We start from the raw sequence: 18,897 nt of genomic DNA, 5'->3' as shown, positions 1-18,897 counted from the left end.
GAGGTCTCAAAAGTGTCTTATTTATCTAACTTTTCTGTGTGGATTGTAGGGCTGGTAGGCTCAGTAACTGAGTTTGTATCAGGTCACTATAACAATGCAGTATTTATCTTAGTGGCTATGATGCTGCTGGATGTCATAACTGGGTTGCTCAAGGGAGCTAAAAACAAAAGGCTGAAATCTGCCATTATGCACATGGGGATTATCAAGAAAGCAGGCATGTTGCTTGCTATTGTATTTGCTTCGCTGCTAGACATCTTGGTCAATGATGGTATGCCAGTGTTTAGAACATTGATGACTTGGCTTGCAATTGGTAATGAAGGTCTGTCAATCATTGAGAATTTTACAGCGCTGGGAGTAAAGATTCCTTCACAGATTAAAGACAAGCTTGCTCAAGTAGTGTCTGAAAAGGAAGAGCTACAGAATGAGAAGGACAAGGCTGAGAGTTAATACTCTTGGTCTTTTTTGTGTCTCAAAAACAATAAAGGAGAGGATATAAATGGCTAGTTACATTAAAGATTATGTGAAAGTAAATGAATACACTAGACCTGATTTGAAGCTTTTGGGGGTTAAAGGCATTGTTATTCACTGGACAGCTACACCTAATGCATCAGCTAAGAATGAGAGAAACTATTTCAATGGCACTTGTATTGCTGCTGAAAGGTATGCCTCTGCTCATATCTTTGTAGACAGGAAAGAGGCTAGGCTGATTGTTCCTTTGAATGAAGTTGCTTACCATGCTAATGACAAGCCTTCTAAAATTGCCAAGTTTAAAGCTACAGCATCTTACTACAAGGGTGGTAATGCAAACTTGACTACCATTGGTGTAGAGATGTGTGTAGAGAAAAATGGTACTATCCATGCTGAAACAATTGCTAGGGCTGAGAAGGTTGTAGCTGAGCTGTGCAAACAGTACAAGCTTACTGAAAAGGACATTTACAGGCACTATGACATTACAGGTAAAAACTGTCCTGCACCTTTTGTGTCTGACCCTTCTAAGTTTACTGCCTTCAAAGCAGGTGTTAAAAAGCTGTTAGGCTCTAAGTCTACAAGCTCCAAAACATCTACAGCAAGTAAGGAATCTAATTCCAGTAAAAAGATGGTCATTGTAAAAGCAGCACAGCTTTACACTTACAACTCTGCTGACTGGAATGATAAGGGCAAGATTGTTAAAAAAGGTGAGGCATTCACTATCAAAAAAGAGCTAACTGTTAAGGGTAGTAAGATGTATCAGCTTAAATCAGGGCTATATATTACTGCTAATACAAAGTATGTCTCAGTTAAATAATGGCAAGAAACTGAGAGGAGCTTCATTGCTCCTCCTCTTTTTTATGCTCATTTTATGTATCAGAAACTGTAACAATGTTAGGTATCAGAAACTGATACAATCTTTCATTTAGTGTTACAGAAACTGTTACCTAACATTACTACTTATATATATATATCTTTCTTTATAAGTAATAAGGTTATGTATCAGAAACTGTAACAAAGAATCTTTATATAGCAGAAACACAGGGAGGCTGTCAAAGTCTCTCTTATTTTTTTTGTCTAAGGTGTCACAGTTTAAAACTCCTATCTAATAAGAGAGGTGTAAGGCAGAAACAAAGTAGGAGGAAACAGAATGACAGAAAAATCAATGCCTATTCTCTCAGTGGACTTTAAAAGAGAGTACTCAACTGTATCAGATGGTGTAGAGGAAAGTTTAAGAGTCTGCATTGATGCAGGGGCAATACAGTCAGGGTTAATCAAGGAGCTTGGTGCTAACAGATTTAGTTTGCTGATGGCTATTGTCTCTCACATGGATGCCTCAGGTAAGTGCTTCCCTAGTCAAAGGAAATTAGCTGAGCTGACAGGGCAAAGTCCTACCACTGTAAATAAGAACATCAATGAAATGTTAGAGATCACTTTTGATGGTCAGCACATACTCAGAAGGGAACTGACAGGTGGAGGTAAGAGACAGAAAAGCCTTTATTACATCCATCAGGGCAAAGTCACTAATACAGATATTGTAGGGGAGACTGTAGAGCCTGCTAAGCAGAAAGAAAAAGAGAAAGCATTCAATAGTAGAGATGTGGCTATCTACTGGGGTGATCTGTATAAGGATACCTTTGGTACAGGTTATGTATTCAACTATGGATTTGAGTTAGCTCAGATCAAGAAGAAGCTGCTTCCTAACTTTGATGAGGAAACCCTAAAGGCTGTTATCAGAATTGCTATAACCCAGTATCAGCAAAGGTGGGCATCAGAACAGTACCCACTGCCTACACTTCCAATGCTTACAAGTTGGTTAGCAAATACAGCCTATGGCATCCATAAGCAGGGTGCAGACAAAGCAGAGCAGTTAGACACAAAAATAGAAACAGCTAAGGCTCAAGATGATACAGACAGAGCTATGAGCCTGTTTAACATTTAAGGGGGATTTACAATGACTGGATTAAAACATACTTGCTCATTTGATAAAGAGGTTAGAACCTGTGACTATACTTGCTTTGCTTGTACCTTCATGCATGGTGTAGAAGGTGGCAGAGGGGGCATGTGGGCTACTACAGGTGTACCTAAGAAGTATAGGGGGGCTAGGCTGTCTAATCTCCCTATTGAGGAGGACAACCCTAAGGCATACAAGATCATCAGACAGTATACAGGAAATGTGCTGACTTTTGTACAGGAGAAAAATGCAGGCTTGCTGCTGTACTCAATTCCTACTAATGACAATCCCTTTGGAACAGGTACAGGAAAGACTACCTCTGCTGTCACAGTTTTAAATCACTTTCTAATTGAGAGGTGTAGAAGCTATCTGAAAGGTCAGCAGGGCATGGAAATTAACCCTGCAATCTTTGTAAAGTCAACTGAAATGCAAAACTCTTTCAATGCCATGTTTAGGGGCACAAGAGAGATGCAGGAGGAAGCTAGTAAAAGATATTACTCTCTAAAAAATGCAGTCAAAAAGACTGAGCTTGTAGTACTGGATGATATTGCAACTAGGGGCAGTAGAATCTCTGAGGCTTATGAGGATGAGCTGTATGAGATTTTAGATTATAGGTCTACTAATGGGCTGACTACCATCTTTACAAGCAATGTGAGCCTAGAGGAGCTGTCTAAGTGCTTAGGAGACAGGATAGCCTCAAGGATTGCAGGGATGACAGTAAAACTAGGTTTCACAGGCAAAGATAACAGACTTGACAGCTTATTTAAGTAGGGGGCAGTAATCATGAGCATGATAGAGCATCAGCTAATAAGTAAGGTACTAGAAGAAAACAACTTTCACATAATGAATAAATATAACATCAAGCAGGTGGATTTTTACAATATCCCTGAGGTCTATGAGTTTGTACAGAGCTATGTTGCTGAGCATGGGCAGACTCCTGACTATAGGACAGTTGTAGGGCAGTTTGAGAGCTTTAACTACCTGCCTGAGACTGCTGACAGCTTTGCATACTTAGCCAAAGCATTGAAGAACAGCACAGCAAAGAGAGAGGCTGTCATGTTGCTTCAAAAAGAAGCAGGTAAGAAGTTTGATGAGTTACAGGGTGTTGAGTACATTAACTGGATGGCTAATGAGATTAGCAGGATACAGAGCATGGCTAATGCTACAAGCTACTCAGGAGTTAACTATGCTGTTAATGGGGATGAAAGATGGAACACTTATCAGGAGAATAAGGAAAACAGATCATTTAAGTTTATCCCTACTCCATATGACAGCTTGACTAAGTGGTTAGGTGGAGGCTTTGAACTAGGAGATTACATTTTATTACAGGCATACACAAACAGAGGTAAGTCATGGCTAGGCTCTCATATTGGGGTGACAGCTTGGCTTAATAAATTTGGTGTGCTGCATTACTCTCCTGAGCTGTCCAATGTACAGCAGTCACAAAGGAATGACACTCTAATTGGGCACTTTAACAATGCAGCTTTAAAACTAGGAGAGTTAGATGATGAGCAAGCTTACAGATCATATCTTGATAACTTTAAAGACACTAATGAGACTCCTTACATCATTAAGACTATGGAGCATCTACCTGAGGGGCTGTCTATTGATGTTATTGAGGCTGATCTACAGGCTAACCCTGATATTGGCATGGTAATCATTGATGGCTTTAACCTCATGACCCATAAAGGCAAAGATGGGAATAGAAATAATATGTCAAATACAAGCAGACAGCTTAGGCAGGTCTTTGGCAGACATCAGGTAGCAGGTCTAGTAATCCATCAGACTCCTACAAGTGCTGAGAAGGATAACAAAGAGGATGATGAGACTGGGGCTAGAATGGTTAAGCCTCCTGAGATACATCAGTACTCAGAGACTATTGCAGTTATTCAAGATGCCTGTACTATCCTCAGCTATGACCAAAGAGATGGGGTAGGTAAAATATTGCTGAGTAAGGCAAGGACTCCTCATGTCAACAAAGAGCTAACTTTACATTGCGATTTTAACCATGGGTATATCAAGGAGGCTACAGCCATTGACTATATCTAATTTAGTTATGCCTACAGAGTTACAGTATACTGTCAATCATGAAATTGGCTTACAGATAAAGAGGAATCTAGGAAGGGGAATACACATGTCATATCAGGTTTACAATAGCAGTTTAGTAGGGAGAAGGGTTTTGGTTAAGGAGGACAGCAGTTTAGCATCAGTAGTACAGGATGGCTCACAGGTTGCTGTGCCTTTCCTTGCTGTCAGAAAAGATCAAGAGCCTAACCTTGTAACAGTGGTTAAGTTTGATGATGTTGTCATCTTGGGGGAGGTGCAGTCTTAATGGCTGTAATGATTCATGAGCAGGAGTTAGAGGTTGATATAGCTGAGGAGCTTGAGCCTTACCTTGATGCCTTCCCTAAGTATAAAGTAAGGGGTAACAAGCTACAGGCCTGCTCTCCTTTCAGGGAAGAAAATACTCCTTCTTTCGCAGTTAATATGGAGGATGGCACATGGATTGATTCAGGTGCTTATGATGAGGATTGGAGAAAGGGTAACTTTATCAAGTTGCTCTCTTTCCTTATGGGTGTCACTTATGATGAGGCTAGAGATTACTTGCTTGAGAAGTACAGGACAATCTACTCTGACATGGATAGTTTCAAGCTAGACATATGGCTGCCTGAGATAGATGCACCTTACAGGACTGTCTCTAAAGAGGAGTTAGAGCCTTTCATGTATAGAAACCCTTACCTCACTAACAGGGGCATTACAGAGAAGGTACAGAGGGCATTTAAGATAGGTTATGACAGAGATAAGCAGGCTATTGTTTTCTGTTGGTTTGATAAACATGGAGAGATCATTAACCTGAAATTTAGGTCAATCAGAGATAAAAGGTTTTGGTACTTGGAGGATGGTCAAAAGATCAAGCAGCACATCTTTGGATTACACTTCATTTTCAAGCTCAAGCTCAAGAGAGTCTTTGCTGTAGAGTCAGAGACAGATGCATTGTACCTGTGGAGTCATGGGATACCTGCCATAGCATTTGGCTCAGCCAGTATGTCAAAACAGCAGGAGAAGCTACTCCTTAACTCACCTATAGAGGAGCTTGTTATAGCCACTGATAATGATAATGCAGGCTACAGGTTTAGAAAGGACTTGGAGAAAAGGTTAATGGGCAAGTTAGACCTCAGTTTAATGCCCATCCCTTATGGTTTGAAAGATGTAAATGATATAGCACCAAACAGACTAAAAGAGGCTACAGAGAAGGTAGAGAGGTTATCTCCTTCCTTTCTGTAAGCCTCCTTTTTTTGTTAATTGATAGGTCTATTTAACCATTTTGAAAGACCTAAAAAAGTGTGAGAGATTGGTATATCCCTTGGGGCTGTAGGTTCTGAGGTCTATTGCTATACATTTTTAAACAGAAAAAAGAACAGTTGTTCTGAAATTAAGTATGGACAGGCAATTACAGTATAGTGTATTATAACTAAGTACTTAGGTGATTACAGTATAGTGTCAATGTCTAACACAGTTATGAGATAGGGTAATATATGAAAATAGAATACAGTTTACTTTTATGCAGAAAGCCTCCTTTTAACAGAGGTCTAGTTTCTTATTGTCTTTTTGCTTACAGTATACTGTCTTGCTAAGAAACTGGGTTTCTAGGAGGTTTATTTTTTTATGCCCTTTTTGATTACAGAATACTGTAACTGCTCTCAAGTAACTACAAAAAACTGAAAGAGGTCATTATTTATGAAATCATTAGAAAACACTCAACTTACTAACCCTGAGATTAACGCATTAGCAATGGAGTACAAAGCTACAAGAGATGAGGCAGTATTTAATAAGCTCATGTCAGCAGTTAAAGACTTGGCAGAGCATCTAGCATACAAATTCTATAACAACTCAAGAGGCTTGAATGTTCCTGAGGATGACTTTGTACAAGAGGCTTACCTTGCTGTCTACTCATCTATTGATAGCTATGATGTAGAAAAAGGGAGCTATTTTACAGCCCACTTAAAAAGATGTGTTGAATGGAAAATACAAGACAATATCATTAAGGCTAACCAAAGAAAGTCTCAGCAATTTAACAGACAAGCTTTGTCACTGGATGCCTCTATAAATAGTGGAACAGATTCTTTCCTTTCTGCTGTAGAGCATCAGTACGCTACAGATACAGAGGAAGTCTTTAACACTGCTGTAGAGAATGTAGAGAGCAATGATACTCCTGATGTATTTTCACTTGCTAAAGAGCTTATTACTGACTTTTCTCAGGATGCCTCAGAGGATGATAAGACCATCATTGAGACTACTTTCTCTGTGATCTTAACAGCATCACATGAGTCAGGAGACATCAAAAGAAAAATCACTAAGGCTCTAACAGATACTCTAGGTGTAGCTCCTGCCACTGCTAGAAAAAAAGAAAAGCAGAGCATTTGCTAGATTTGAAGCTTTTGCATCTGAGAGAAACTTTGAAATCAGTCTGTCACAGTTTTAAGGTGACAGTCTAATTATAGAAGTGAGAGAGGGGGAGCAGTAAGCTCCTCAGCCTCCTACTTACTTACTTAATTACTTAGCTAAGAAAAAAGTGTATAAACTTTTACATGTTCTCACATGGAATAGTCTAGCACAGTGTGGCAAGTATTAGCAATAGTGGATTACAGTTTTTTGTGTAATTCTTTTTTAGTTACTTTATTTTTTGTATTACAGTATTACATATAGTAGAGAATACCTGATACAGAAAATTATTAATTTTTTATCCTAGTAGCTCAGTGGATAGAGCATCTGCCTCCTAAGCAGAGGGTCACAGGTTCGAGTCCTGTCTAGGATGCCATATAGGGTTAGTGTAATTGGTAGCACACCAGTCTCCAAAACTGGGAGAGCAGGTTCAAGTCCTGTGCCCTGTGCCAAAAGACAAAAAGCTTTACTTACAGCCTGTACAAGTAGAGAGCTGTCATGCACTGAGGTAACAAGTTAGAGTGCCTGAGATGGCTCAGCTCTCAGGATTTAAAGCTTTTTTTTGTATCATGGAAGGTTTATTACAGGTTCAAGTCCTGTACCTTCCTAGCTTAATTATGGATACCCACTCACAAAATATAATAGCTCATAGGGCTAACAGGGGGAAAAGGGTATGTCAGTAATTACAGCTAGAGGAGATCAGGCAAAAGAAAATGCCAATAAGGGGAAGGTAGATACTAAAAAAATCTATCTAAGGCTTAAAGACAATCAGGCTCATAAAGTTAGGGTACTGGGTGTCAAGGATTATGTAGAGTACAATGCAGCAGGTGATTATAACCTTGGTATTTATAATCAGCCAGTAGCAGAAAGCTCTCCATTGCTTGTGGCACATGCAAAGGGTGGAGAGAAGTTTAATAGTCTCTACAAGAAACAAAGGTATGCTTTTGTCTTTGGTTCTATTGAAACAGGTGAGCTAGTAGCTATTGATGTTTCTAAGAATCAGGCAAAGACTCTCATCTCAGGAATTGAGGAGTATGCAGAGAACATTGAGGAGATTGCTTTTAACCTCAAGAGGACAGGTGCTGACACATCTACAAGCTATGGTCTAAATCCTATCTTGAAGATGAAGCCTGAGGATAAAGTCAATTTTGACAAGTTTAATGGTGTCACTGTTGAGCCTGAGTTCTTTGATGACATTCTACAGCCTAAGGATGATAAGTTCTTAGCTAAGCTGTTGAGTGAAGCAGGCTTTGATGTAGCAACTCACTTACCTCACATCCAGTTAGATGAGGAAGAAGCAGGACAAAAAGAGCCTGACACTTCATCTGAAAAGATTGAGGATACTGAGGAGAGCATTTTAGACAATATCTAAGAAACTGAGGGGAGCTTAGGCTCCTCCTTTTTTCTGTATTAGGGAGGCTGAGTAAATGAGACAATACACTCTAAGTCAGATTGTAGAGAGAATGGAAAGGATGCTTTTACCTAAGGGGGCAGTATTCTGTCAGGACAGCACAGGAGATAAGATGATCTATGATGGAGATTCTTTAAGGTGGCTCACAGTAAATAACTACATTTCAGCAACTGTGTCTATCACAGAGGAGGCAGTCAAGGATACTTTCACCTTGCTGACAGCACAGAAAAAGAAATTAACATTTGTTGAAGCACTGCCCTATATTGCAGAGGGCAAAAGGGTCACTATTGACATGGAGCATAAGCAGTACACTGTTGACAGCTTATCAGAGCTTGAGGATGTCATTGAGTGCCATGAGTTCCTAGTAGAGCTGTATGAGAGTGCTGTCTACTATGTGGAAGAAGATGAGGCAGCAAAGATCAGCACAGTGACTGCAAAGACCTTATCAGAGGGAGATGTCTATAACATCCACCATCTTTACCATTTTGTTAAAAAGCCAGTATCAGAAATTGCTGTAGAAAAGGGAGTATCTGAGAGGATGGTTTATTACATTTTAGAGGGTAAAAGGTGGGATTTTGTATACAGGAAGTTTCACAGTGACTACTGCATTGTAAAGGATGATTATATCTCATGAGTTATATTGGACAGAAAGCAAACAGCAGGGCTGTATGGCAGATCAAGCCAGTGACTAAGGTGAAAGACAGTAAGAAGAAGTATGACAGGAAGAAGGACAAGCAGAAGCTTAAAAAGGAGCTGCATGTCTGATGTGGGTTGAGCTGATAGGTGTCCTGCTGGACATTATACTGTCTGCCTTCACTTGGGGCAAAAGCAAGGGAGCTAAAAAATAGCTCTCTTTTTTTATGGCTACAGGTTAATAACACATATGTCACAGTTTGTCAACAGTTTTCTAATTATAGAGATGACTACTAATAAGGGGGAGTTTACAATGTCTGTCATTAACAGAAAGGGAGCAGACAAGCTCAGGGCTGAGGTCTTGGGTATTGATACTGCTACAAAAGGGGAGAAAATGGCTAGGAGTCTGTTGGATGACTTTAACCAATTCCACAGCCTTAACAGGGTAAAGGAAGATAAAGAGATTGAGATGCTGCTAGTACAGCAGAGACTCAAAGAAATTGAGATGATTGATGCTGAGCCTACTTATCCTAAGGACAAAGTAAAGTTTAATCCATCAGGAGCAAGTAAGACCATCTATGACCTGTATCTAAAAGGTAAGAAGGTTGAGGAGAAAGAGGAGAGATACCCTTACCATCAAAGGTGGACAAGGAATAGTACAGCCATTCATGGTGCTACTCAGAGAGACCTGCTGTACATGGAGAAGGTGCTGCCTAACCCTTCATTCACTGTTGAGAGGACTGAGGAGGGCTTACCTGCATGGGAGGACAATATCTTACAGTGGAAAGAGCTTGAGCATGAAGGTGTGAGCTTTATCCTTAATGGTAAGATGGATGGCATTCTAGTCTACAAAGATGGTACAAGGGTAGGCTTTGAGTTTAAAACTAAGTCTAATAGTATTGGTCAGGTAGGCTACTACAAGATGAGGGAAGTCATTGACAGCCATATCAAGCAATGTATCTCTTATTATCTGCTGTTTGGTATCAGGGATTACATTGTAATGTATGAGGGTGTAGCTAAAGATCAGTGGAGCAAGGGTGCTGAGGCAAAGCCAGACATCAGAACATTTCACCTTTATATCACAGATGAGATGGCAGAGGAAATCCTAGACAAGTTTGCTACTGTCACTAAGCATGTAGAGGATGGTATTGAGCCTGCTGATAAGGAACTATCTTTCTTCTCAGGCTACAAGTACCTCTTAGAGGCTACAGAGGTATGATAATCATTGCTTTTGACCTTTCCTTGTCTAATACAGGCTATGCTGTAGGAGAGGTCAAGGGCAGGTCTCTAAAGCTTATAGAGATCGGCTCTATAGGTACTAAGAGGTTTGCTAAAAGAAGTACAGGCTTTAGACTGAATTACATAGCTAAGGAGATCAGAGAGCTGTACAAAAAATATGAGATTGACAAAGTAGTAAAGGAGAGAAGTTTCTCTAATGCTAGGATTGTAGCTACACAGCAGATATACAAAGTTAATGGAGTGTTTGAGCTTATGACTCACATTGCTAACCATGATGACTTCTCTGAGATCACTCCTCCATCCATTAAAAAGCAACTTACTGGGAATGGGAAAGCCTCTAAGGATGAGGTAGCTACTTCAGTTTTGAAACAGTTTAGAGACATAATGGGTGATACTACAGTTAAGTTTAAGAACAATGATGAGTCTGATGCTGTAGCTGTACTAATTGCATATTGTAAACAAGAGGGGCTTATTGATTAGCTCCTCTCTTTTTTTGCCTGTCACACTTAACAGGTATGCCTCTAATTAAGAAGTGAAAACAATTACAGGAGGTCATATAAATGACACAAAAAGTACAGCTAACAACAAAGCAAGCAAAGGCAATGGATTCCATTAAAAATGAGTTAGGAGATAAATACAGCAATGTGTTTAGAGACATCTCCACAGTCATTGATTACAAGATTAATGGGATGGGTTTTACGCAGAACAGAGTAGAGGCTAACACTCTCAGTGATGCAGATTTTGTCTTAGCTCTAACTGTTGGTTATGAGGTTAAGAAAACTGCTGAGGAGATTGTAGAGGACATTATGGAAAGTGCTTGGAATGCAGAAATTGAGCCTAAAAACCCAATGCTAGACACTGCCTCATATAACCATGGGGTAAGGAGAGGTATATTAGACTTAAAGAATGCAGGCATTAAGTTTACTCTTAAAGATGAATAAGCAAAAGAAGGCAGGGCTAAAAGCTCTGTCTCTTTTTTTTTGTGCTGTCACACTTCCTGATAGCCCTTCTAATTATAGAGGTGAAAAGACAAAGGAGGACATTAAATGTCAAAACTAACAGTATTCACAGGTAGCATGTTTGCAGGTAAGTCAACTGCTCTAGTAGAGGCAGGTAAGAAGGAAGCTGAGGCAGGCAAGACAGTCCTTTTTATTAAGCCCTCTGTAGACAGCAGGTACTCAGATGATGAGATTGTTACTCATAATGGGGAAGCAGTAAAAGCCTTGGTGATTAATCCTGACACACAGGTAAACTTGCAGGACTTTCTTGTAATAATGGGGGCAGATGTTTTGCTGTTTGATGAGGCGCAGTTCTTTGAGGATGACCTAGTAGAGATGGTCACTGCTCATGCGGAAGAAGATGGCAAGACAATCTATGTAGCAGGGCTTAACACTGATTACAAGTTACAGCCTTTTGAGACCACAGCTAAGCTGATTGCTGTTGCAGATGAGGTAAAAGTACTTACTGCTGAGTGTGCTGACTGTGGAAAGCAGGAGGCTACTATAACTGTAAAAACATCAGGCTCTGATAACAGGATTGAGTTAGGCAGTGAAAACATCTATAAGCCAGTCTGCCCTGAATGTTACCAAATTTCACTCTCTACTGAAGGAGGTGACAAGTAATGAGTAAAGTTATTGCCCAGTCTCAAAAACATGTATCAAAAGCTGTAGGTGTATTTAGTCAGGCTGTCAATGAGGTGGAAAAAGCACAGACTGTCCTACAAGAAGGGATCAAGGCTGACAGTGCTAAAGTGCTTAGCATTAAATCACAGATTAGCAAGCTTGAGCAGGATATTGAAAAGACTGAGAAGTCTAAAGAGGCTAAAGGTGCTGAGTTTAAAAAGAATCAGGACTTACTAGCCAATCTAAAGCAGTTTACTGAGGGTAAGTAATACCCTTGCAGGGGAGAGGGAGGAAATGTCAGTGATTGTAGTAGGTGGGATGATTGGTCTGGGCAAAAGCTCAGTTTCCAAGGTTCTAGGTGAAGCCCTAGACAGTGAGGTGTTTTATGAGTCTGTAGATGATAACCCTATTCTACCACTGTTTTATACAGCATCAGATGAGGAGATACAGGCTAAAAGGTATCCCTTCTTGTTACAGCTTCATTTCTTAGATACAAGGTTTAAGAGTATCAAGGAAGCTCTAGGCAATAACAAGAATGTACTAGACAGATCAATCTATGAGGATTGGTACTTTGCCAAGGTCAATAAGGATTTAGGCAGAATCTCAGACCTTGAGTTTCAAGTGTATGAAAACCTGCTTAACAATATGATGGAGGAGCTAGATGAGCTGCCTAAGAAGGCTCCTGATTTAATGGTCTACTTAAAAGCCTCTTTTGAGACTGTCCTGTACAGGATTGGACTCAGGGGCAGGGATTTTGAACAGGATACTAGCCTTATTGATTACTATAGAACCCTTTGGGAGGGCTATGATGATTGGCTGTTTAATCACTACAAGGCATCACAGGTGCTTATTGTAGATATGGACAAGCTTGATGTAGTCAATAACCCTGAGGATGCAGAACAAGTAGTACAGGAAGTCAAACAAAAATTAAATGGAATGGGGATTAAATAATATGACAGTATTAGCATTTTTCAACTTACTTCAACTTATTGGGGGCTTTATCTTAGCAGTAGGATACCTACCTCAGATTTTCAAGATTATCAAAACAAAATCAGTACATGACTTTAGCAGGCTGTATCTTGGTGGTATCTTTGTAGGTATTGTATTCATGGAAATTTATGCAGTGTACATGTTCTTTGTAATGCATACAGCAGGTGCTTTCTTTATCACTAACACTATCTCTACTATCTTATCAGGTACTGAGTGTTTCCTAGTGTTCTACTTCTACAATAAGTACAAGAGGACATCTAAGTAATGAAAGACTTTACAACTATGGGCTGCCTAGCAATCATTTTGGTTGGTTTGCTTGTAGCAGTGGGTATAGGTGTCAACTTTTTGCTGATGCCTTTCCTGCTAATGATTGCTCTAGGGGCTTTTGGAATCCATTTCTCTTACCTGATATGTATTGCATTATGGATAGTAGTAACAGTATTGCTAAGGAAGCTATTGCCAAGCAGAAAAGCTGAATAGTGTCACACTTTTAACAGACCTCTCTAACTAAGGGTTGAAAAGTTGGGGAGGTTTTTTCTATGGAATTTTTTAAAGGGGTGTCTTTTGAAACAGACACTAAAGGTGATGCCTTAGCTAGAGTGTCAGAGGCACAGAAAAAGAAAGAGCTGAAAAACTATGAGCCTACATGGGAAGAAGTTTGGCTAACTGGATACCCTTCTACTACAGGTAAGCACAAGAAGGGTATCTTTCAGACTAAGATTACTCCTAAGGATAAAGATAGGCTGCTTGATGTAAAGACTGCCATTGAGGCAGGTCAGTTAGGTATGGGTGTTGAAAGTCTCAAAAAGTTCTCAAAAGCCCATGCGCTGAATTTATACAAGCAATTAGCTGAGGCTAGAAAAGCTGAGATTATCAAGGGTTACTTAGCTAATATGCCTGAGAATTATCATACTGTTAATACTCATGCAGGCATGGACTGGGTACTCAGGTTATTTGAGGATTCTTATGCTTTAGGTGCTGAGGTTGCCTTAGATACAGAGACTACAGGAGTTGAGTGGTGGGATAGAACAGTAGGGCTTTCCCTTACTTTTGAGTTTGGTGATGTAGAGGAAAACTTTTATATCCCTTATGGACATACCTCAGATCATGAGCAGCTAACTAGGGGCTATGTTATGAAGAAGCTCAAGCCTCACCTAGAAAGAAAAGGCACAAAGCTTGTACTGCATAACAGTAAATTTGATAGCCATATGCTTTTAAAGGATGGCATCACAATAAGGCATAACATTTACTTTGATACCATGATTGCTCACTCTGTACTGAATGAGAATGATGAGAAAGGTCTCAAAGCTATTGCTACAAAGTATGGCAGATTCTTTGGCTTTGAGGACAAATCTCTTAGCTTTGGGGAGTTGTTCTCTAATAAGCCTGAGGCATTCTATTCAAATGAAAACATGGAGCTGTGTACTTACTATGCTTGTAAGGATACTCATTTATGTCTAAAGCTGTACAAGTGGCAGTTAAGCATGATGGAGAAACAGCCTAAGCTGTATGATGTGTACTTTAATTATGAGCAACCTCTTACACCTGCTGTATTGGCAATGGAGGAGACAGGCTTTGAGATTGATTTTTCTTTTGCTGAGATGTACAAAGCAGAGCTACAGGCTGAGGTATTTGATCTTGCGAAGAAAATTATAAAGAGGTTTGGGGGTATTAACCTTAACTCTCCTGCCCAGTTATCTGCGCTGCTGTATGATGAGTTGAAACTTCCTGACATCTCAGGTAAAAGGAAAGCTGATGCTAAGACACTTCAAAAGCTTGTTAAGCATGAGCCTGATCTAAAGCTGATTTTAGAATACAGAGACCTTAACAAATTGCTCTCTACTTATGTAGAGCCACTGCCTGAGAAGGTTAATAAGAATACAGGTAAACTGCATTCAAGCTTTAATCAGTCAGCTACTGTTACATCAAGGTTTGCAAGTAAAGACCCTAACCTACAAAACCTGCCTCCAAAGGCTAGAAAGCTGATAGTAGCTCCTAAGGGTTATCTGATCTTTGGTATTGACTACTCTCAGATTGAGCCAAGGACATTAGCACACATGTCAGGAGATGCAGGGTTACAGTATCCATACTTGAATAACATTGATCTGTATGCTTCCCTAGCTTCCAAGATATTTAAACTGCCTTATGAGGCTTGTCTTGAGGCTGATGGAGAGACCTATAAGAAAGCAGGCCTGCCTAAGCATCCAAGAAAAATGATGAAGGTAGGACTCTTAGCTGTAATGTATGGAATCACAGTTCCTAGTCTTGCAGAATCACTGGGTATCAGTGTACCTGAGGCTCAGAAGTTTATGGATGACTTCTACAGCACATACCCTGAAATGACTGCATGGATGGCTAAACAGGTAGCACATGCTGATGAGACAGGTTATGTAGAGACAATGCAAGGCAGAAAGAGAAGGTTTATAGGGCACACAGTCATTGCTAAACAGTACCACGCATTACATGCAAAGGTTGTAAATATCTTAGGCAGAGAACCAGGGAACATATGGCAAGAACCACTACCTAGAAACCTCAAAAAACAGTACTGGGAAGTCAACAAAGATTATCAAAGGGTAGCTAGGATGTCTGTAAATGCCATCATCCAAGGTAGTGCTGCTTTGATGCTTAAAAAGGCAATGATTGAGGTCAATGCTCACTTAGAAAGAAAAGGAGCAGAGTGGAGAATGATGGCTACTATTCATGATGAGCTGTTATTTCTTATCCCTGAGACAGTTACTCCTGAGGAGATCATTGAGATAGAAAACATCATGAAAGGTGTAGTTAAGCTTGATGTACCTTTGAAAGTTGATACAGAGGTAATGGTTAGATGGGGAGAAGGCATTCCTTTTGCTGAATGGGTAGAAAAAGGCTGCGGCAGAAAACCTTTTGAGGAGGCAGCCTAATTTTGAGAGAGACCATTATAGAGCTGATTGGCAGGAGGAGAAGGCAGCTACTTGTCCACTCCTTCCTGTATTATCAGTTAAATGAAAACATCATAGCAGATTACACTTTTGATCTGTGGAGTAAGGAGCTTGTACAGCTACAAGAAAAATACCCTGAGGAGTCTAAGAAGGCTGTCTACTATACTGAGTTTACTAAGTTTGATGGTAGCTCAGGCTATGACTTACCTTACAGCCTTCCTGAGATACAAAACACAGGATACAAGCTACTTGAGTACCACAAAAGGGGCAGAGATTAACTTCTCTGCTCTTTTCTCTTTGTCACACCTTACCAAAGTCTTTCTAATTAAGAAGTGTAAATAAAATAATCTAGGGGGTACTGCTGTGAAGTTTACAGAGAAACAATTAGAATCCATTCATGATGAGTCAGGTTTTTACAAAGAGGAAGGCAATGAGGACAGTTGGGTAGATGTGGAGCAGGTTGAGCAAGATGATTGGGCAGATGAAGGTAAATATTCTTATTGTCAAATTATTTTCAAATATGAAGGTAAACACTATGCCTTTGCTGTCACAAGATCAGGAAGCTATTTCTCCTACTATGAATATGAATATGACACAGATGTCACTGAGGTTGAGCAGGTTACTGAGACTGTTGAGATTACTAAATGGGTTGCTGTGGGATGACTATATGAGGGCAGAGATTAATTTCTCTGCTCTTTTTTTATGCTGTCACACTTTTATGCCTCCATCTAATTAAGAGGTGTAAGCAATTAATAAAAGCTATGGAGGCTGATTGTGTGTACACAGTTTTGGACTTTGAAACTACAGGCTTAAATCCTATGACTGAGCAAGTTACTGAGATTGGAGCAGTTAAGCTAGATGCTCACTTTAATGAGGTTGGAAGAATGAATGTAATTGTAAAGCTGAGAAAAGGTCAGAGGCTTACTGATTACATTAAGGAGCTTACTGGGCTGACTGAGGAAAAGTTAGCTAATGGGCTGGATGAGCAGTATGCTCTACAGGCTCTTACTAGCTTTATTGGAAAAGACATTATTATTGCTCAGTTTGCATCCTTTGATTTGAGCTTTCTACCTTTTAGTAATAGTAATGATTTTATCTGTACTAAGTCAATGTTCAAGCTACTCTATCCTGAGAAAAAGTCAGGCTTAAAGCAGATTGTAGCTCATTATGGCATTGATTATAAGAACCATCATCAGGCTATGGCAGATGTTGAGATGACAGTACAGGCTTTCCTTTCCTTAAAGGGAGAATGTGATGCTAGAGGTATCAGTTACATAAATGTAATGACTGAGCCTGAGGATAGACCTTTAAACTTTGTACCAACAAAAGCAGTAGTAATCAAGGGGGCTAACTAGTATGAATTTAGTAGGGAAAGAGTTAAAGCTTTGGGAAATCATGAAAGATGGTAAGCAAGGTGAAGTCTATGAGATCACAGATTGCGCTCTTGTTCAATACATTGGTACTCAGGTAAAGGTAGAGGAAACTCAGGACTACAGAGGTAAGTACAAAACTCTGGTTAAACCTGAGACTAAAGGGTGTAACAGTGATGCCAGTAACATTGTAACAATCTTTGGTTGCATGGGTACAGCTACATGGAGACAGGTTTTAACTGACCCACATAAGAAAATCAGTGTGCATGAGGCTATCAATAGGCTCAATGAAGGTAAAACCATCTATTATAAAAATGGTGACAACTATCAAAAGGTTAGAAGGTATACAAGCTTTTGTTCATTAGGCATTGATGACTTTTCTGATCTGATTATGAGAGCGCAGTTTTATAAGAAGGAGGTTATTTAATGCCTATATCCTCATCAAGATCATCTTTTAGTAGTACTCCTAAGTCAAGTAGTAGCTCTTTTAAGAGCAGTAGCTCAAGCAAAAGCTCAGGAGGATGGTTTGGCTCAAGCAGTAAGAGCAGTAGTAAGTCATCCAGTAGCAGCAGTAAGACCTCTAAGCCTAGCAAGTCTATCAAGCTAAGTAAGTCAAAGGCTGATAAAGCAAAAGCTAAGGCTGAGACAAAGAAGAAGGCTACAGAGTCTAAAAAGTCCACAACTAAAAAGGCTGAGAGTAAGACATCCACTCCTACCCACAGCTCACATAGTTCTCATACTTCAAGCACTGTAAATCACTATCATCATACCAGCAGCTCTGCTATGGACTGGATACCTTTCATGTTTATGGCTGACATGATGGATGATGACAATGAGACTGTAGTAATTGAGGATGGAAAAGTAGTATCAGGACAGACACAGGCTAATAACTCTGTCAGTGGATGGGGAATCTTTAGTACAGTGCTTTTCCTAGCCATTCTAGCTACAGCAGGAGTACTTTTCTTTAAAGGCTTCAAGAAGAAAGCTAAGAAGAAAAGGGGGCTACATTGGTGAGTAGATTAGACACTATGGCTAGGTTTGCTGAGCCTGATGATAAAGAGCCTGAGGTTATTGGGCAGTGCAGGGATTGTTTTGAGGACATTGTAGCAGGTCAGGAAGTTTATGCACATGATGGCTATTTGTACTGTGATGAGACTTGTTTGTTTTCAGACTTAGATATATACAAAATTACAGTAGGGGAGTAATGATAGATGAAAGTAACTTTTATAGGTGATATTGACACTAAGCTAATGGTAAGCAAACTGGATGAGATTGCTGCCTCAACTATAGAAAGAATTGAAAAAGAGCAGGGAGTCAAAATTAATGGCTACAGCCTACATGAGGCTGATCTGCTAGTAAAGGTTAATGTAGAGGGCATGGATGAGCCACAGCTACTGACTGTAGATCATCATGGCATGACAGAGCCTTTCCAGTGGATAGTTGACATGGACAAGGAAACTCAGGTAAACAATCAAGAGGAATCAATGTTTGACCAGTACACAGTGGCTAAGGCTCAAGGTCAGGAGCATGAGTTTGAGGAGATTGAGTCAGCCTATGATGACATCATCCTAGAGCTTGAGAAGTCTGAGACCTATGATGACATGGAGAGAAAAGTGTACTCTGTTATTAATGAGGAGTACAAGGTAGTTAGGGTGTATCAGCAGGGCAACCTAATTCAAGAGATCAAGCTTGTACCTAGAAAGGATGTCCAATGATGGTGTGTGTATGCTTAACAGTCATCCTGTGTACAATGATAATCTGTGACATGGTAGTGAATATAAAGGGTAAAGAAAAGTAAAAGAAAAAGGAGTCAGGTCATATGCCTGCTCCTTTTTTTATTGCAATA

General features: G+C 39.9%; 28 protein-coding genes and 2 tRNA genes. 29 read left to right on the top strand and 1 reads right to left on the bottom strand.

From position 1 onward, the window contains the following. The first annotated feature begins 12 nt into the window (after positions 1–12). From AC0OMU_RS08500 to AC0OMU_RS08375, 26 genes are all read left to right on the top strand, one after another. Positions 13–447 carry a phage holin family protein gene (locus AC0OMU_RS08500; RefSeq protein ID WP_185183774.1) on the top strand — a complete coding sequence of 145 codons (435 nt, stop codon included), beginning with the start codon at positions 13–15 and terminating at the stop codon, positions 445–447. Between the two features lie 49 nt (positions 448–496). Continuing rightward, positions 497–1,285: an N-acetylmuramoyl-L-alanine amidase gene (locus AC0OMU_RS08495; RefSeq protein ID WP_474241076.1), complete on the top strand. Its 789-nt coding sequence runs from the start codon at positions 497–499 to the stop codon at positions 1,283–1,285. 333 nt (positions 1,286–1,618) lie between these two features. Next, a complete protein-coding gene (locus AC0OMU_RS08490) occupies positions 1,619–2,410 on the top strand; it encodes a helix-turn-helix domain-containing protein (RefSeq protein ID WP_224067210.1) in 792 nt (263 codons plus the stop codon). Positions 2,411–2,422: 12 nt separating this feature from the next. After that, positions 2,423–3,193 carry a P-loop NTPase family protein gene (locus AC0OMU_RS08485; protein WP_474241075.1) on the top strand — a complete coding sequence of 257 codons (771 nt, stop codon included), beginning with the start codon at positions 2,423–2,425 and terminating at the stop codon, positions 3,191–3,193. A 12-nt stretch (positions 3,194–3,205) separates the two neighbouring features. After that, the gene (locus AC0OMU_RS08480; RefSeq protein ID WP_474241074.1) at positions 3,206–4,471 is read left to right on the top strand and encodes a DnaB-like helicase C-terminal domain-containing protein; all 1,266 of its coding nucleotides are present in this window, start codon (positions 3,206–3,208) and stop codon (positions 4,469–4,471) included. An 85-nt stretch (positions 4,472–4,556) separates the two neighbouring features. Further along, complete coding sequence (locus AC0OMU_RS08475; RefSeq protein ID WP_268395457.1) at positions 4,557–4,754, top strand: hypothetical protein; 198 nt, start codon at positions 4,557–4,559, stop codon at positions 4,752–4,754. Continuing rightward, entirely contained in the window at positions 4,754–5,707 is a 954-nt protein-coding gene (locus tag AC0OMU_RS08470) for a toprim domain-containing protein (protein WP_474241073.1), read from the top strand. The genes AC0OMU_RS08475 and AC0OMU_RS08470 overlap by 1 nt, the downstream gene beginning before the upstream one ends. Before the next feature lie 453 nt (positions 5,708–6,160). Continuing rightward, positions 6,161–6,850 (top strand): sigma factor, encoded by a 690-nt coding sequence (locus tag AC0OMU_RS08465; RefSeq protein ID WP_474241072.1) that lies wholly within the window; start codon positions 6,161–6,163, stop codon positions 6,848–6,850. Positions 6,851–7,165: 315 nt separating this feature from the next. Beyond that, positions 7,166–7,241, top strand: a tRNA-Arg gene (locus AC0OMU_RS08460). A gap of 1 nt (position 7,242) precedes the next feature. Next, positions 7,243–7,317: transfer RNA gene (locus AC0OMU_RS08455), tRNA-Trp, on the top strand. 221 nt (positions 7,318–7,538) lie between these two features. Continuing rightward, positions 7,539–8,237 (top strand): hypothetical protein, encoded by a 699-nt coding sequence (locus AC0OMU_RS08450; RefSeq protein ID WP_340034464.1) that lies wholly within the window; start codon positions 7,539–7,541, stop codon positions 8,235–8,237. Between the two features lie 55 nt (positions 8,238–8,292). Further along, positions 8,293–8,910 carry a hypothetical protein gene (locus AC0OMU_RS08445; protein ID WP_474241071.1) on the top strand — a complete coding sequence of 206 codons (618 nt, stop codon included), beginning with the start codon at positions 8,293–8,295 and terminating at the stop codon, positions 8,908–8,910. After that, positions 8,907–9,041, top strand: coding sequence for a hypothetical protein (locus AC0OMU_RS08440; protein WP_474241070.1), 135 nt, complete (start codon positions 8,907–8,909; stop codon positions 9,039–9,041). Before AC0OMU_RS08445 ends, AC0OMU_RS08440 begins: the two co-directional genes overlap by 4 nt. Positions 9,042–9,222: 181 nt before the next feature. After that, entirely contained in the window at positions 9,223–10,128 is a 906-nt protein-coding gene (locus AC0OMU_RS08435; protein ID WP_224067194.1) for a hypothetical protein, read from the top strand. Then, complete coding sequence (locus AC0OMU_RS08430; protein ID WP_474241068.1) at positions 10,125–10,628, top strand: crossover junction endodeoxyribonuclease RuvC; 504 nt, start codon at positions 10,125–10,127, stop codon at positions 10,626–10,628. Before AC0OMU_RS08435 ends, AC0OMU_RS08430 begins: the two co-directional genes overlap by 4 nt. Positions 10,629–10,708: 80 nt before the next feature. After that, complete coding sequence (locus AC0OMU_RS08425) at positions 10,709–11,089, top strand: hypothetical protein (RefSeq protein ID WP_474241066.1); 381 nt, start codon at positions 10,709–10,711, stop codon at positions 11,087–11,089. A gap of 105 nt (positions 11,090–11,194) precedes the next feature. Further along, positions 11,195–11,770, top strand: a complete 576-nt coding sequence (locus AC0OMU_RS08420; protein ID WP_474241064.1) for a thymidine kinase — start codon at positions 11,195–11,197, stop codon at positions 11,768–11,770. Further along, a complete protein-coding gene (locus AC0OMU_RS08415) occupies positions 11,770–12,039 on the top strand; it encodes a hypothetical protein (RefSeq protein WP_069487265.1) in 270 nt (89 codons plus the stop codon). Before AC0OMU_RS08420 ends, AC0OMU_RS08415 begins: the two co-directional genes overlap by 1 nt. Positions 12,040–12,064: 25 nt before the next feature. Beyond that, positions 12,065–12,721 (top strand): deoxynucleoside kinase, encoded by a 657-nt coding sequence (locus AC0OMU_RS08410; protein ID WP_474241063.1) that lies wholly within the window; start codon positions 12,065–12,067, stop codon positions 12,719–12,721. After that, the gene (locus AC0OMU_RS08405) at positions 12,702–13,025 is read left to right on the top strand and encodes a PQ-loop domain-containing transporter (protein WP_474241061.1); all 324 of its coding nucleotides are present in this window, start codon (positions 12,702–12,704) and stop codon (positions 13,023–13,025) included. The genes AC0OMU_RS08410 and AC0OMU_RS08405 overlap by 20 nt, the downstream gene beginning before the upstream one ends. Further along, complete coding sequence (locus tag AC0OMU_RS08400) at positions 13,025–13,240, top strand: hypothetical protein (protein WP_146876828.1); 216 nt, start codon at positions 13,025–13,027, stop codon at positions 13,238–13,240. Before AC0OMU_RS08405 ends, AC0OMU_RS08400 begins: the two co-directional genes overlap by 1 nt. A gap of 59 nt (positions 13,241–13,299) precedes the next feature. Continuing rightward, positions 13,300–15,663, top strand: a complete 2,364-nt coding sequence (locus tag AC0OMU_RS08395) for a DNA polymerase (protein WP_474241060.1) — start codon at positions 13,300–13,302, stop codon at positions 15,661–15,663. Between the two features lie 2 nt (positions 15,664–15,665). Next, positions 15,666–15,959 (top strand): DNA ligase LigA-related protein, encoded by a 294-nt coding sequence (locus AC0OMU_RS08390; RefSeq protein ID WP_146876826.1) that lies wholly within the window; start codon positions 15,666–15,668, stop codon positions 15,957–15,959. 85 nt (positions 15,960–16,044) lie between these two features. Further along, on the top strand, positions 16,045–16,344 hold the full coding sequence (locus AC0OMU_RS08385; protein ID WP_474241059.1) for a hypothetical protein: 300 nt from the start codon (positions 16,045–16,047) through the stop codon (positions 16,342–16,344). Positions 16,345–16,457: 113 nt separating this feature from the next. Further along, on the top strand, positions 16,458–17,036 hold the full coding sequence (locus AC0OMU_RS08380) for a 3'-5' exonuclease (protein ID WP_186826317.1): 579 nt from the start codon (positions 16,458–16,460) through the stop codon (positions 17,034–17,036). Between the two features lies 1 nt (position 17,037). Then, a complete protein-coding gene (locus AC0OMU_RS08375) occupies positions 17,038–17,478 on the top strand; it encodes a hypothetical protein (RefSeq protein WP_474241058.1) in 441 nt (146 codons plus the stop codon). On the opposite strand, the gene AC0OMU_RS08370 is transcribed toward AC0OMU_RS08375, so the two are convergent. Then, positions 17,471–17,761, bottom strand: a complete 291-nt coding sequence (locus AC0OMU_RS08370; RefSeq protein WP_474241056.1) for a hypothetical protein — start codon at positions 17,759–17,761, stop codon at positions 17,471–17,473. The genes AC0OMU_RS08375 and AC0OMU_RS08370 overlap by 8 nt on opposite strands. A gap of 73 nt (positions 17,762–17,834) precedes the next feature. Between AC0OMU_RS08370 and AC0OMU_RS08365 the strand changes: the two genes are divergently transcribed. From AC0OMU_RS08365 to AC0OMU_RS08355, 3 genes are read left to right on the top strand one after another with little or no spacing between them, the layout of a single operon-like run. Further along, complete coding sequence (locus tag AC0OMU_RS08365; protein WP_474241055.1) at positions 17,835–18,065, top strand: hypothetical protein; 231 nt, start codon at positions 17,835–17,837, stop codon at positions 18,063–18,065. Further along, positions 18,062–18,256 carry a hypothetical protein gene (locus tag AC0OMU_RS08360; protein ID WP_474241054.1) on the top strand — a complete coding sequence of 65 codons (195 nt, stop codon included), beginning with the start codon at positions 18,062–18,064 and terminating at the stop codon, positions 18,254–18,256. The genes AC0OMU_RS08365 and AC0OMU_RS08360 overlap by 4 nt, the downstream gene beginning before the upstream one ends. A gap of 6 nt (positions 18,257–18,262) precedes the next feature. After that, a complete protein-coding gene (locus AC0OMU_RS08355; RefSeq protein WP_224067174.1) occupies positions 18,263–18,766 on the top strand; it encodes a hypothetical protein in 504 nt (167 codons plus the stop codon). The last annotated feature ends 131 nt before the right edge of the window (positions 18,767–18,897 follow it).

The organism is Bacillus sp. FAU18, assembly GCF_056033885.1.
This window is presented reverse-complemented; position numbering and strand designations above follow the sequence as displayed.

Bases quoted from the DNA above. Each gene is read 5' to 3' on its own strand.
- AC0OMU_RS08495 (WP_474241076.1), top strand. From the start codon at position 497: ATGGCTAGTTACATTAAAGATTATGTGAAAGTAAATGAATACACTAGA.
- AC0OMU_RS08490 (WP_224067210.1), top strand. From the start codon at position 1,619: ATGACAGAAAAATCAATGCCTATTCTCTCAGTGGACTTTAAAAGAGAG.
- AC0OMU_RS08485 (WP_474241075.1), top strand. From the start codon at position 2,423: ATGACTGGATTAAAACATACTTGCTCATTTGATAAAGAGGTTAGAACC.
- AC0OMU_RS08480 (WP_474241074.1), top strand. From the start codon at position 3,206: ATGAGCATGATAGAGCATCAGCTAATAAGTAAGGTACTAGAAGAAAAC.
- AC0OMU_RS08475 (WP_268395457.1), top strand. From the start codon at position 4,557: ATGTCATATCAGGTTTACAATAGCAGTTTAGTAGGGAGAAGGGTTTTG.
- AC0OMU_RS08470 (WP_474241073.1), top strand. From the start codon at position 4,754: ATGGCTGTAATGATTCATGAGCAGGAGTTAGAGGTTGATATAGCTGAG.
- AC0OMU_RS08465 (WP_474241072.1), top strand. From the start codon at position 6,161: ATGAAATCATTAGAAAACACTCAACTTACTAACCCTGAGATTAACGCA.
- AC0OMU_RS08450 (WP_340034464.1), top strand. From the start codon at position 7,539: ATGTCAGTAATTACAGCTAGAGGAGATCAGGCAAAAGAAAATGCCAAT.
- AC0OMU_RS08445 (WP_474241071.1), top strand. From the start codon at position 8,293: ATGAGACAATACACTCTAAGTCAGATTGTAGAGAGAATGGAAAGGATG.
- AC0OMU_RS08440 (WP_474241070.1), top strand. From the start codon at position 8,907: ATGAGTTATATTGGACAGAAAGCAAACAGCAGGGCTGTATGGCAGATC.
- AC0OMU_RS08435 (WP_224067194.1), top strand. From the start codon at position 9,223: ATGTCTGTCATTAACAGAAAGGGAGCAGACAAGCTCAGGGCTGAGGTC.
- AC0OMU_RS08430 (WP_474241068.1), top strand. From the start codon at position 10,125: ATGATAATCATTGCTTTTGACCTTTCCTTGTCTAATACAGGCTATGCT.
- AC0OMU_RS08425 (WP_474241066.1), top strand. From the start codon at position 10,709: ATGACACAAAAAGTACAGCTAACAACAAAGCAAGCAAAGGCAATGGAT.
- AC0OMU_RS08420 (WP_474241064.1), top strand. From the start codon at position 11,195: ATGTCAAAACTAACAGTATTCACAGGTAGCATGTTTGCAGGTAAGTCA.
- AC0OMU_RS08415 (WP_069487265.1), top strand. From the start codon at position 11,770: ATGAGTAAAGTTATTGCCCAGTCTCAAAAACATGTATCAAAAGCTGTA.
- AC0OMU_RS08410 (WP_474241063.1), top strand. From the start codon at position 12,065: ATGTCAGTGATTGTAGTAGGTGGGATGATTGGTCTGGGCAAAAGCTCA.
- AC0OMU_RS08405 (WP_474241061.1), top strand. From the start codon at position 12,702: ATGGAATGGGGATTAAATAATATGACAGTATTAGCATTTTTCAACTTA.
- AC0OMU_RS08400 (WP_146876828.1), top strand. From the start codon at position 13,025: ATGAAAGACTTTACAACTATGGGCTGCCTAGCAATCATTTTGGTTGGT.
- AC0OMU_RS08395 (WP_474241060.1), top strand. From the start codon at position 13,300: ATGGAATTTTTTAAAGGGGTGTCTTTTGAAACAGACACTAAAGGTGAT.
- AC0OMU_RS08375 (WP_474241058.1), top strand. From the start codon at position 17,038: ATGAATTTAGTAGGGAAAGAGTTAAAGCTTTGGGAAATCATGAAAGAT.
- AC0OMU_RS08365 (WP_474241055.1), top strand. From the start codon at position 17,835: ATGGACTGGATACCTTTCATGTTTATGGCTGACATGATGGATGATGAC.
- AC0OMU_RS08355 (WP_224067174.1), top strand. From the start codon at position 18,263: ATGAAAGTAACTTTTATAGGTGATATTGACACTAAGCTAATGGTAAGC.